A 13,698-nucleotide genomic window follows, 5' to 3' on the forward strand; every position below is an offset into this window, starting at 1 on the left:
AAAATAGCTGATTAACGTAATGGTTTTAATAATTTGTTGTTCTTATTCGATACCAAATGGCGATATTGGGCACGTGGAAAATTCAGAAAAGCTTGGGAATTATGGGTGAAAATATCATTGCGATAAAAACCTCCCCAACTTTTCTCTGGAGAGTTCGCTGGAGAGATTGATTGACTCATGATGTCAGCGGTAAGCTGACAAAACAAAGGCTTGACTACCAAGCCCGTTTAAAATTAGCAATATTGGCGTAATGCTGCGATTCGCTTATCAATCGGAGGGTGACTCATAAACCATTCGGCACGCGATTTTTTACCGGCGATGCCAAAGGCTGTCATGGTCCCTTCAAGCTGGCTTTCATGATTGCTTTTCAGTCGATTGAGCGCTGCAATCATTGCATGGGCATTTTGTAGCTTTGCCGCGCCCGCATCAGCCCGGTATTCTCGCTGGCGAGAAAACCACATCACAATAATGCTGGCAAGTATGCCAAAGACGATTTCCAGTACAATGACGATGCCATAATAGGCAAATCCACCCAGTCCTTCGCCTTGGTTATTATTGCCTCTCAAGGCACTATTAATAACGCCGGCAATGGCACGAGCCAAAAATATAACGAAGGTATTCACCACACCTTGAATTAGCGTCAAGGTTACCATGTCTCCGTTTGCCACATGCGAGACTTCATGGGCTAATACTGCCTCGACTTCATATTGATCCATATGTTGTAACAGTCCGGTACTAACCGCGACCAGGGAATTATTACGACTAGGCCCCGTTGCAAAGGCGTTCATTTCGGGAGAGTCGTAAATAGCCACTTCCGGCATTTTTATGCCCGCTTGTTTCGACTGACGAGCAACGGTGTCGAGTAACCAGCGTTCAGTACTGTTGGATGGTTGCTGAATAATTTGTGCGCCAACGGAATATTTGGCAATGGTTTTAGATAGCATTAATGAAATAAATGCACCACCAAAACCGAATACTGCGGCAAATAATAGCAGGCTGGCATAGCTGTCAGGGTGTAAACCCAACGCTGGGCCGAGGATGCTTAAAACGATACTTAAAACAACAACAATGGCAATATTGGTTGCGATAAATAACAGGACTCTTTTCATGGCTCTCACTGATTAAAATGGATGAATAAAATGTTAAAACCGACTGTAATATGTTGTTTCTGTCTGTCAAATTCAAGCGACTGTGAGTTTATAATATGTAACAGAAAATTTTAAAATCAATGACAGCGTGTGCCGAATGTATAAAAAGACTGTTACTTAAAGATAAGGCGCTAGAAGTTATAAGAATAATCGGCCAAGTTGTCAAAAATAAGCAAGAGCGATTCTTTTTAAAATAAAGACTTGTTATTGGGTAGTGTATTTAAAAGTCCATTCTTAAGCCTAATGAATATTTACGACCAGAAATAGCAAATTGTCGAGTTCGATCGGCTTGATCTGAGTAAATAATGTTTTCTTCATTATTTATGTTGTTGGCTTCAAGTGATATGGATAGGCGTTTATTGAGTTGATAAGAAATACTGGCATCGAGTTGGGCATAAGGGCGAATAATTTCCGAATTGCTGGCTGAACCTATCGAACGATTTAAAAACTCACCCCGATAGTTATACGCAAGGCGGGTGCTTAAATTTTGATACTCATAAAACAAAGCAATATTGTAGTTATTTTTAGACAGGCCTTCCAAGGAGAATGTTTGCTGAGTGATATCGTTAGTAAATTTTGCATCACTTTCGGTATAGGTATAATTAAAACTGCTGCCCAATCCACTATAAGGTTGTGGTAGAAAATGATAAATCTGTTGGTAAGATAATTCCAGCCCCTTGACTTTGGCGCCTTCGGCATTTCTGGGGCGAGTAATTTCAAATTCAAATCCTTCAAAGTTTTCAGTTTGTGCCACCTGGGCAACAAAGCTGCCAATATCTTTGTAAAATGCGCCAAGGGTTAATGCGCCTTCTTCAGCAAAGTACCACTCATAAGCGATATCAAACTGATTTGCAGTAAAAGGTTTTAAATTTGGGTTACCTGCATTGCCCGTCATGCTAAATCCTGAAATGGATAAGCGTGGTGATAGGTCTGAAAAACCAGGGCGTGTTAAGACTTTAGATGCCGCTAAACGCAAAATGGTGTTTTCATTCAACATAAAACGAAGATTACTGCTAGGCAGTGTATCGGTATAATTTTGATTGACCGATAATGTAGTGACTTCACCAGCTTCGAGTAAACCGTTGTCTGGATTTAACTGAATGGTATCAACGCCATGGCCGTCTGATTGCTGTTCGGTGCGTATTACTCTCACGCCCAGGTCGCCGCTAAAACTGACCTGTTTAGAGAGTTTTCCCATAAAGTGAGTATTCATATAAAAAGCACTGGTTTTTTCCTGTATCTGATATTGAGAAGGTAAATTGGGGCGTAAAGTTTGTTCGCCAGCATTGGTGGCAGCATAGAGATCATGATAGTCGGGTAAAATAAATGTTCGCGGAAAATTACCTGATATATGATTTAAAAAATCATCAACCGGAAAAGGTGCAGCAAAATCTCCAATTGGTAAACCTGCGTATCCATCGGGAAAATACGGGAGGTCAGGCGAGTCACTTTTAAATTTGCGATCGGCATAACGAATCCCTATTTTAATTTGATTAAAACCTGCGGTTTCTTGTAGATTTTCATTTAGCCAATAAACGGTATCAAATCTAAATGAAGATTCTTTATTACGATTTTTTGTTTTAAACAAATAGAAGTTTCTAAATGTTGTTTGCGGACTATTGATATCAGCCGAAAACTGTAAATCGGGGACCCAGGCGTTAGATCGACTATCAAACGTTGTCGTTTCACGTGATCTCAAGAGTGCTTGACCCGCATCGTTTAGCCAATCATTGTAGCTGTGAGTGGCATCAAAGGATAATTGCCAGCGATCATACTCTCGCGCACCATTTATGCCCACCACATAAAGCTTGGAGGTGCGATCGGAAATTCTGCGAAGTGGTCGGGTTTCCCAGGTGCCGCTTAAATAAGTTGCGGTATTGTCACTATTTATTTCTGCGGCATCAAATATTTGAGCGCCATCGGCAACGGGAGCAAATTGTATGAGTGATGCAATCAAGTCTTCTCTGATAAAAGTGTCAAGTTTTGAGTAAAGAACATCGGCATTAAGTTCGCTTTTTGAATCAGGACGCCATTGCAATACCGAATTCAGATTCAGGTTATCGCGGGATTCATCTGCCAGTGTAAACCAGGCGCCTCTGGGAACGGCAACTTGTTGATAATCTATGCTGCCATCGCCGCCAATATCCAGATTGCGCAGGGTGTACCCAGTGCCCTGATAAATATCCTGGCGAAGGGATTTATCGGATTTTGCAATGGAAATTAGCCAACCAAAATTATTGTGATTATTGGTAGAGTAAAAACCTGATAAGCCAGGATCCCATTGTTGAGTTAAGTCTGAATAGGCAAAATCTAGCGCCGTTATTGCACGGGCTTTGGTATCGAGCGGCCGCGTGGTTCTGATATTAATGGTGCCGCCAATACCACCTTCAATCATATCGGCTGACGGTGTTTTAAATACTTCAAGCGCAGTAATATTGTCGGCAGATATAATATCAAAAGCAAAGGCGCGATTGGCTTCACTGCCAATCGCACTGCGTCCATTAACCGTAACATTGGCAAATTGTGGGCCTAATCCTCTAATTGAGACAAACCGGCCTTCACCACGTTCTCGCGAAATAGCAACACCCGAAATACGTTGTAGTGCTTCGGCAACATTCCCGTCTGGAAATTTTCCGATGTCATCCATCGAAACTGCATCGACAATATCAAGTGAATCTTTTTTTATGAGGAGTGAGCGCTTCACTGATGAGTGAATACCGTAAACCTGCAAAATATTGTCATCGGTGTTTTCTATTGCAACCACCGGCGTATTTGAGTGGCTTGCTGATGTTGCGTTGTGAATGGTCGAATGCATTGTTGACTGCGTTATTGATCTTGCTGTCGATTGTGGGAGCGATTGTGTTATTGACTGATCTAGTTCTTGTTGCTCGGGGAGCGAGTTTTTAACTGGTAAGTTCTCAGTTGCATAGGCAAATGAAGAGGTAACAATGATTAAACTTGCTATCCCCCTACATAATAGTGAAGGAGTCCTTTTTAAACGGTGGGTGTTTGAAATGGTTAGATATTTAGCGAATATCATTAAATTTCTCATTATGTTCTTACTAGAAAAAAACTCAAAAATAGAGTTTTTTAAAATAGGTTTTAAATAACGGGGTTTTAACAACTGTTTTTCAAAGACAAAGTTTTTAATAGGAAATCATTTTTATAATGCTTTTATCTCAATAAAAATATCGCATTAATCAAATTAAATGTTATTTAGGTATAGAGCAAAGAAGATGATGCGTCAATTTCATTGAGAGAATAATCTATCATTACTTTTTTGCTTTAATAACGTTTTTCTATTAAAACTAAAGTGAGGTATATTTTTTTATTTAATCTACTCTCAAGAATAGGTGAATAAGTATTTATTTCATCTCTAATGCCTATACTCTTATAACTTCAGTCTGTAGTAATATGAATGTTCGGCAAAGCCGTTATTTATTGACTTAATGAAAAATATTTTAAAAATAATTGTTTTTATTGTAATCTCATTCATCTTTTTAAAGAGCTTGATTGTATCAAAATTACATGCGACGAATCTTGATGCTTCGCTTCCGTTTAAAGATTATGTGCATTTACAATGGAAGCAGTTTGGTAATAATCCACTCCCCCCAATATTTGCAATGGTGCAGGATGATGATGGCTACCTATGGATGGCGACCTACAATGGGGTAATTCGATTTGATGGTAAAGATTTTTCTTATCCGCCCGCTTTACCGGTTGATAATATTTTTCGCGGCTTTATCAAAGCCATCCAGGTAACGCCAGATCAGTCCATTTGGTTTACTTCGTCTAATTTGGGTATTGCTCGAATAAAAGATGATAAATTTTTCACCTATAAAGTAGAAAATGGTTTGCTTTCTAATACAATCAGTTCAATGACTGTCAGTCCTCAAGGACAAATATGGTATGGTAACCAAGAGGGAATAGGTCGTTTTAATAATGACAAGTTTGAAACAGTGCTGGAGTTTAAAAACGGTGGTATTGCAGAAATTAAAGTTATTTCAGAGAACGAATACTGGTTTGTGACTTACGATGGTATTGTTTACCATCATCATAATGGAAAAATTTCTGTTTGGGATAAAACTGATGGTCTGCCTGCTGATGCACTTATTGGTTTACTCATTATTTCAAATGACAATGTGCTATTGCTCAGTCGGCATAATGGTGTTTATCGATTAACAACTCAAGGCATTTTTCCTGCTAAAGAGTTTGACTCATTAAATGGTTTGGCAATGAATGGCATTAAACAAACCGATGACGGTGCAATTTGGATTGCTCACTCTAATGGCGTTAGCCGATACTTTAATCAATCTCTGGTGCACGAAGATTTAGGGTATCCCAATGAATTGGGTGCCAGAGTGAAAGGCATGTTTATTGACAAACAAGGTAACTTTTGGCTGGGATTATATTCGGAAGGTTTGCATCGTTTTAGTGCGGCCAAAGTGAGAATTTATAATTTATCTAATAATCGAGTTTCGGCAAATACGGTTATTGAACATCATGATCAATACTGGATTGGCAGTACCAAACGCGGATTAATTGGAATTCCCCATACAAAAAAAAGTACCGGTAAACCTGAAATTTCTATATATCTTGAACATGAAAATGGACCGGCAAGATATATTTCAAGTTTAATGAGTGATTCAAAAGGAAATTTATGGATTGGTACTCGAGAGGGACTCAGGCTACTTAAAAATCATGCTTTTAAAAAATATACATCGAATGCTGAAATGAATAATAATCAGCAATTAAATTCTCACGCGACAACAAAGCAACCAGTACGTATTGATGGCACCGAGGATTTTTGGATATCGGCATTATTTGAAATGTCAGATGGTCGAATATTGATAGGAACCAACAAAGGGCTATACAGTTATCAAAATCACCAGATCACTCGCGAAAAGGTTAATTTTGATTTATCAAAAACCAGTATTTTATGGATAAAAAGCACTATTGATGGACGAGTTTGGTTTGGAACTCATTCGCGAACCTATTACGAAGAAGGTGGTTTATGGCGTTACTTTAATCAACCACTACTGATTAAAGAACAAATTAAAAGTATTCATTTAGATAAAGATGGTGGCTTGTGGTTGGGGAGTCTAAGTGGTGAAGGATTATCATGGTTGAAAAATAATCGGCTGGTTAAATTTACCACTGAAGATGGCTTATTTGATAATTATATGTGGTCAATTCAAGAAGACAGTGAAGAAAATCTGTGGTTTAGTAGTGATAAGGGTATCAGTCGAATTAAACGGCAGCAATTAGAAGATTATGCGAATGAAAAAATACCACAAATAAATAGTTTAACCCTTAGTAAATATGATGGTTTAGCAACACTGGAATGTAATGGTGGTTCTCCTGCTGGCTCGCAAACTACGCGCGGTAGCTTTATCTATCCTTGTATGGAGGGGTTAGTCGAAATATTTCCTGAAAAATTTATGCAAAAACCGCCAATCCCTAAGAATATCGTCGAGTCAATTAGTGTTGGCGAGCAATTGGTTGCGACAGAGCACTTTTCCAAGTCTAATCAGGTATTTAATATTGATAAAAAAAACAGAGATATCAAATTAAAATACACTGCTATCAGTTATTACAATCCAGAGAAAATAGAATTTAAATATCGACTGATTGGTTATCAAAATGATTGGATCATGGCCGAGGGGCGGCGCGAAGTTTTTTATACCAATCTCAATGCTGGCGATTATACTTTTGAAGTAAACTCTCGCTATCATCATGATAAATGGTCGAAAGAACCAGCAAGGTTTCGATTTTCTATCGCTTCTGAATTTTATGAAACCTATTATTTTAAATTGATTTTCGTCATGTTACTGATCAGCATAATTTACTGGTTAACTAAATGGCGCATTAAAGTTGTTACACAAAGGCAGTATGAGGTCGAGCATAAAAAAATAGAACATTTAAGTACTCTGGTTAATTCTATTGCACACCATTTAAATACACCAATTGGAACAGGCATTACCTCGGCCTCATACCAAAAAGAATTACTTTCAGAACTTACCAGTCATTTGAATTCAGCTCGGGTTAGTAAAATAAAATTACTCGAATTATTAAAGTCCTCGAGTAATGCACTAACTTTAATGACCAATGCGTTTGATAGAAGCGCTCATATTATCGAGCTATTCAAACAAATTAAAATTGATGAAAAAAATGATTCGCCTAGTGAGTTTTATTTAAAAAATCTAGTCGAACAATTAACCACCGAAATTAAGAGTCACTATGAAAAACGTCAATTTAATTGGCGAATCTTTCTCGATGAGTCCATTAAGTTAACCAGCTATCCAAATGCAATAAAGCAGGTTATTCTTATTTTAGCAGATAACTCCATTGCACATGGTTATCAAGCCGATCAAGAAGTCAGCATTGATTTGTCATTTAAAATCTTGAATAAAAAACTACATTTCACCTATCGAGATTATGGTCGAGGTCTAAAAGATATTGATACGGAGTTTTTATTTACACCGTTTAATAAAAAAATAAGCCCTAATAGTGGATTGGGATTAGGTATGAGTATTGCCTATAGTACGGTAACTCAAAAACTCAAAGGACAATTAAAGATCAATGTTGCTAAAGGTTCTGGTGCTGAGTTTTTGATTATTATTCCACTGCAAATATAATTGACCCTAGCATTTTTGCGGCCAAATGTTTGCCTATTTTATGCGGAATACCATTTCTTCGAATTTATTAATAAAACTCTCGCACCTACATTAGAAAATTTCATATGTTACCCGTATTGATTTAAAATTTTTGTCTGTTTTGTTGCTATTGCAAGGGACTGATGTTTAAGGATTAAATCATGTTATTGTAATCGTGCCAAAAAAATTTTGAGTAGCTTGCACTTTTTATATACACTGTTTTGCAATTTTAATTTTAAATGAGGCGCTGTTTTGTCCGCACATCAATCTAACTCACTGACGCAAACCGCAAAACAAGGTTGGTTTAATCGATTTTTAGCCACAGTAGAGTGGTTAGGTAACTTATTGCCACATCCGGTAACGCTATTTGCATTGTTTGCGTTATTTATAATTATTTTGAGTGGCATATTAGGTTACTTTGGCGTGAGTGTTGCCGATCCTCGTCCAGAGGGTAGTGCCGGGCGAGCGGCTGATGGATTAATTACCGTCATTTCATTGATGAACGCCGAAGGAGTTCAACGTATTGTGACAGGGCTAGTGACCAACTTCACTGGTTTTGCCCCACTTGGTACGGTGTTGGTTGCCATGCTAGGTGTGGCGGTTGCTGAGCATTCAGGTATGTTATCAGCCGCAATGCGAGCCCTGGTTATGAATGCTTCGCGTAGAATGGTTACTGTTACCGTGGTATTTGCGGGCATTGTTTCAAATACGGCAAGCGAATTAGGTTATGTTGTTTTGATTCCATTGGCAGCTATGATTTTTCATTCGCTTGGCCGTCATCCACTGGCTGGACTGGCGGCTGCATTTGCCGGAGTTTCGGGAGGGTACAGTGCGAACTTATTGTTGGGTACCGTCGATCCACTTTTATCTGGTATTACTGAATCTGCGGCACATTTGCTCGATCCAAATTATGTCGTCGGCCCAGAAGTTAATTGGTACTTTATGTTTATCAGTACTTTTTTGATTGCTGCAACAGGTGCATTGGTTACTGAGAAAATCGTTGAGCCTCGTTTGGGAGAGTATAATAAAGATGAAGCATCAATCGATTTAGGCGAACAATCGATGGATAGTCCGACAGCGCAAGAAATGCGCGCGTTAAAATTTGCCGGACTCGCATTTTTGTTAATTGTTGCTGTCTTGGCGATGACTATTGTTCCAGGTGTCGATTTGCCAGGTTTTGGGATGTTGCTCAACCCTGAAACGGGCAAAGTTGCCGGCTCACCATTTTTAAAAGGTATTGTTGTATTTATTTTCCTTTCTTTTGCATTAACCGGCTTTGTTTACGGAAAATTTGCCGGTACGATGAAAAATGACCGTGATGTAATTGATGCCATGGCAAAAAGTATTGGTAGTCTGGGTTTGTATATCACTCTGGTATTTTTCGCTGCGCAATTTGTTGCATTTTTTAAATGGACTAATTTAGGTACGGTGTTAGCGGTTAAAGGTGCTGCTTTGTTACAGTTTTTAGGACTCGATGGTCCTGAAGTTTTTGTTTTATTTATCATCATGTGTGCCATTATCAACTTGAGTCTTGGGAGTGCTTCGGCTCAATGGGCAGTTACCGCCCCCATTTTTGTTCCTATGTTGATGTTAATTGGATATGCCCCTGAAGTGATTCAGGCGGCTTATCGTATCGGCGATTCGGTATCGAACATTATTACACCCATGATGAGCTATTTTGGTTTGATTTTGGCAATTGCCACTAGATACCAAAAAAATCTGGGTATGGGAACACTCATCGCAATGATGTTACCTTATTCCATGATATTTTTTGTTGCCTGGACGCTGCTGTTTTATGTGTGGGTTTTTCTATTAGGTATGCCTGTTGGTCCAGGGGCTGCAACTCACTACACCGCCGGATAAGATGAAATTAAGAGGTTAACTAAACCAGTCAAATAAATCTGTCAAATGTTGCAACTTGAAAAAAAGTTTAACCATAAGCTATTCCGCCACTTTGATTAAATGCCCGCAAATGACTGAAATTTGGCGGGCATTTTTTTACTCTAGATTTATTGGAAAATATTGATATTTTATGAGCTGTTCATGTGTCTTAGGACAATCAGCAAGACGACTGGCGCTTGTTAATAAAACCCAGTCTTTGCGATGAGCAAATCCCAGGTGAATCACTTTTTGCGGATCAAAGCAAATGCCTTTTAAGGTGGTTGATAAGGTTGCAAAGTCAGTTAAAATAAGTCGGTTAGTTGATTGATGTTGCCAGGCATAAACTGCTTGGAACTGTTGTTGGTTGTCAGTAGCATATCCAAAGTGAGTGATTGGGTAAGGTGAAAATAAAATAAATTGTTCTGAGAAATTTACTAATGCCAGTTCGATGTTGGCTGAGATATGTTGCTGCATAGATTGATAAATTTTATGTGGTGTTTTGACTTCACCTAACAAGCTGTATCCCCAGGTGCTGTAAATGATCCACAGTGTTGTGATGAAAGCTGGCCAACTTATCCAATGGTTTTTTTTGCGATAGAGCACACAGACTATTAAACTAAACAGGCCAATGGTCAATAAAAAAGACCAAGGTGAAATATCAAATTTGCTTTCAAGTTTGTTGGCAAAAGGCAATTCAAGTAACCCACCAATTCCTAAAATCACCAGAGCGAGTGTCAGCAGCATGACTACGCCCCAAATAATCCGGCCAATATTGGGTTCTGTGCATAAACGCGATATTTTTCGCTTAAATCGCTGTGTTCTAAGTAACCTCTGGCCTGTAGGACTTAGGTTGTTGTATTTATAAGTCCAGTCTAACATTCTTAGCTAGATCCTCGAAGCTATGGTTCGAGCCTGTTTCTGCAAATGAATAGATGCCAGAAAAGTTAACATGATACCAAGCTACCGGTGATATTCTTTTTAACGCCTCAAGGTTATTATGCTTGCTCTGCTTTTCACTTAGGTCTTTTATCCGCGAAAGAATCTGAGCATTGTAATGAATGACGCAATTTGCGATTAGTCTAGCGCACTCATTCCATAAATTTAATTCGGCTGGATGTGAGCCTCTAAATTTTTTCCCGTTCGTTTCAGCAATGACCCTGCGCAAAGAATGAAAGGCTTCACCTCGATTTAGCATTGTTTGAACATGTCGGCGTAATGTTTCGCTATCGGTATAGTCTAATATGTACTGAGCTTTTACAGCACGGTCATATTCAGACAAAGCTTTCAATGTTGCTGTATTTGATTTGTATCTGTTAAGTTTTTTCACCAAAATACTCTGACTTGTCTTGTGATCCCCAAGTGACAGCATTAGATGACAAATATTATCCCACTCTCTATTTATAAGCTCCCAGTCAATCGCCTTTTTCAGTGAAATAATCGGCTCCTTATTATCGTTGAGCTGTATATCGAACATTCGGTCAAACTGGTCTTTAAATTTCTTATATCTGGGGGCAAAACGATAACCAAAGAAATGAAGTATTGAAAAGTTATATTTGTTCGTCCCTGTGGTGTCCGTAGAGATGGTGTCAGGCTTTATTTCTGAAGTGTTATTATGGATTAAATCAAATATATGATAACTCTCGTGTTCATCCGCACTGATGACCTTGCTATTCGCTGGAACATGGTTAAGAACCATTGTCATAGCTGATACGCCCTTATCTTGTCCAAAGTATTTTGGAGAATATCTAGCCATCAATGAAGTGTAACGGCACTCAAACTTCTGTCCATCAATGCTGCCGTGAATGCCGCTCTCGTCCACCTGGTAATACTCAAAAATAGACAGTTTGGAAGTCTTATTAGAAATTGCATCGTTGGCGGCTTTAAGTGTCTCAGCTCTTAAATAGTTAGCCTGCGTCGTTCGCAGAGCATTAAAGGAGCGATCGGATATGCTTGCTATTTTGTTTAGTCCAAAATTTGTCCGGTTACCTAGAATACAAGCCAATATATCATCTAGGTTAGCAACGGTCTTTTTTGACTTGGGCTGAAAATGGGTGAATTCGTTAAAAAATTGAGTTTCAGCATTAATAATCCGCATTAGCTCAATGATGTTGATCTGTTCGAACTGCTCAAATAGTCCATTATTGATTTTTGGCGATTGGCCTTTGACAGATAAGGACCATTTTACCTTTTGAGTCTTATCTGAAAAAACAACATACTTGTTCTCACCGCATGAAATATTCTTGCCAGCTATCTTCATTTTATGTTCTAACTGCTCTTGCATGGCTAGTACCAAAGATTTTGAACTGACATTTAGGATAGGAAGTGACAATGTATCAATAAGTTGCTGTTTGTCGTTACTATCAATCAAATAATCATCAAGTGGCCTGTATTCATCCGTGTGATTGATATAGCAAATGTCATTGTCGATAGCGTTGAAGATTCTCTGGTATAGATAAAGTTCAAATAAATAGGCGTCAACATCGTTCGTAGAATCATTGGGTTCATATCTTAAATAAGGCAAATCGGAAGGTCTGATCAGCGAGATATCAATAGTTCTGATTTCACCATATCTTTCAATTTCCTGTTTAGCAACGATGACCTGCTGAGCCAATTCCACTTTTGATTTATCAACCTCAAAGTCTAAGGTCAAAAACAATCTTCTTAAGTTTTGCTTGATAGTTGCTTCATTGTCTTTATAGTATTTCCAGATAAATTGTTTTTGATCAAGCTCAACATCTGCCATATAGTTAGCCACAGCAATCAGATCAGCTTGAGGTAATATTGAGTAGACCTGCTTCAATAACGAATCTACAGGAACCGTGGAATCGTATCTGTTGTCCGCTAACAGATAAAGTACATCAGATACTTTCTTTACCTGCTTGCCAAGTCTTGAGGCCTCTTTGACCACCTGCTCATTGCCAAAAAGCTTAGCTGATTGCAAAAATTTCTTTATAAATTTATAAAAGCCGGTAGTCAGGTTGTCATTAATTTTTCGAAAACGCTTACAGATAAACGCGACTATATAGATAGTCGCTTTATCCTGTTGAAATTGTTTAAGTTGTGAAGTTCTATAATTAAGAAATAGTTCGCCATAATACTTAAGACTTCCATCTGAAATGTTAGCCATCTCAATTAGTTCGGAAACCTGTTCGAACAAGGGCGATAACTTTTTCTGATCATTCAATTCGCGGCTTAATTCCGCGTAAGTATAATCCTTAGCTTGAGAACGTAGAGTTTGAAATTCATCGGTAGTTTGCTGTGGTGCTAGAAGCTCTTCTATATACGAATTCAGTTCGCCAGTAATTTGTTGCTTGAACAAGCTTATCAGACGTTCTTCTTCGTTATTTAATGCATTGTTTACAATACGCTGTATTCTTGAAAGCGCAGGCAGAGCTATCCACTGCTGGTTTAAAAAGGATACGCTCTCATCAAAAACGTACTTTTGTTCTGCTCTAACTGAAACTGACAAAGCAGCATGTTTTATCAAACTGCGCTCATGCTCTGCTGAGAAACGCTGAAATCCTGTTAACTCGAAAACTTTTGAGTAAATGCTCGATTTAGAATCTTTATCTAGGTTCTTCCTAGTTAGCGGTGCTTTCGGAAAGTAACGTTTATAAATATAGTGAATATCGATTCTTACCATATTCCAAGTGATATTAAGCGTTACCGGTTTAGCCTTAAAGTATCCAAGCAATAAGATAAAATGCACTTTCTTGTAGGCATCACGGAACTGGCGCAAAACATCATTTTCAACTTCATTCAGGCTAAAAAAATCATTTTTATCATTATCTGTAAACTGAGGTGGTTCATATAAATCGCCAAATTCATTAAGCTGGCTATATTCGATAGGTTTCGGCTTCTTGGCCACGGTTTTAATTGTTTCTTATAATTAGTCGCCCCTGAAAAAAAAGCCTAACCTTCTGATATTTAACAAATAATCTCTAATCAAGAACCCCTTTTTCGACCAAAAATGTTAGAATAACTCTCAACTTTTTGGTCGAAATGAAAAAATC

At 38.3% G+C, this 13,698-nt stretch carries 6 protein-coding genes; 2 read left to right on the forward strand and 4 right to left on the reverse strand.

Annotated elements, in window-relative coordinates; all coding sequences use genetic code 11:
- Nucleotides 1–233: 233 nt before the first annotated feature.
- Entirely contained in the window at nt 234–1,109 is an 876-nt protein-coding gene (htpX, locus tag ABVT42_RS21070) for a protease HtpX (protein ID WP_353897927.1), read from the reverse strand.
- 259 nt (nt 1,110–1,368) lie between these two features.
- Entirely contained in the window at nt 1,369–4,188 is a 2,820-nt protein-coding gene (locus tag ABVT42_RS21075) for a TonB-dependent receptor (RefSeq protein WP_353897926.1), read from the reverse strand.
- 469 nt (nt 4,189–4,657) lie between these two features.
- Between ABVT42_RS21075 and ABVT42_RS21080 the strand changes: the two genes are divergently transcribed.
- Both ABVT42_RS21080 and ABVT42_RS21085 read left to right on the forward strand, forming a co-directional pair.
- The gene (locus ABVT42_RS21080; protein WP_353897925.1) at nt 4,658–7,786 is read left to right on the forward strand and encodes a ligand-binding sensor domain-containing protein; all 3,129 of its coding nucleotides are present in this window, start codon (nt 4,658–4,660) and stop codon (nt 7,784–7,786) included.
- Between the two features lie 270 nt (nt 7,787–8,056).
- The gene (locus ABVT42_RS21085; protein ID WP_353897924.1) at nt 8,057–9,667 is read left to right on the forward strand and encodes an AbgT family transporter; all 1,611 of its coding nucleotides are present in this window, start codon (nt 8,057–8,059) and stop codon (nt 9,665–9,667) included.
- Nucleotides 9,668–9,802: 135 nt separating this feature from the next.
- Here ABVT42_RS21085 and ABVT42_RS21090 read toward each other — a convergent pair whose 3' ends face one another.
- Both ABVT42_RS21090 and ABVT42_RS21095 read right to left on the reverse strand, forming a co-directional pair.
- A complete protein-coding gene (locus ABVT42_RS21090) occupies nt 9,803–10,564 on the reverse strand; it encodes a hypothetical protein (RefSeq protein ID WP_353897923.1) in 762 nt (253 codons plus the stop codon).
- Complete coding sequence (locus ABVT42_RS21095; protein WP_353897922.1) at nt 10,545–13,553, reverse strand: Tn3 family transposase; 3,009 nt, start codon at nt 13,551–13,553, stop codon at nt 10,545–10,547. The genes ABVT42_RS21090 and ABVT42_RS21095 overlap by 20 nt, the downstream gene beginning before the upstream one ends.
- Nucleotides 13,554–13,698: the final 145 nt, after the last annotated feature.

The sequence above is a fragment of the Aliikangiella maris genome, assembly GCF_040719265.1.
In the GTDB taxonomy this organism is placed as follows: domain Bacteria; phylum Pseudomonadota; class Gammaproteobacteria; order Enterobacterales; family Kangiellaceae; genus Aliikangiella; species Aliikangiella maris.

Bases quoted from the DNA above. Each gene is read 5' to 3' on its own strand.
- ABVT42_RS21090 (WP_353897923.1), bottom strand. From the start codon at position 10,564: ATGTTAGACTGGACTTATAAATACAACAACCTAAGTCCTACAGGCCAG.
- ABVT42_RS21075 (WP_353897926.1), bottom strand. From the start codon at position 4,188: ATGATATTCGCTAAATATCTAACCATTTCAAACACCCACCGTTTAAAA.
- htpX (WP_353897927.1), bottom strand. From the start codon at position 1,109: ATGAAAAGAGTCCTGTTATTTATCGCAACCAATATTGCCATTGTTGTT.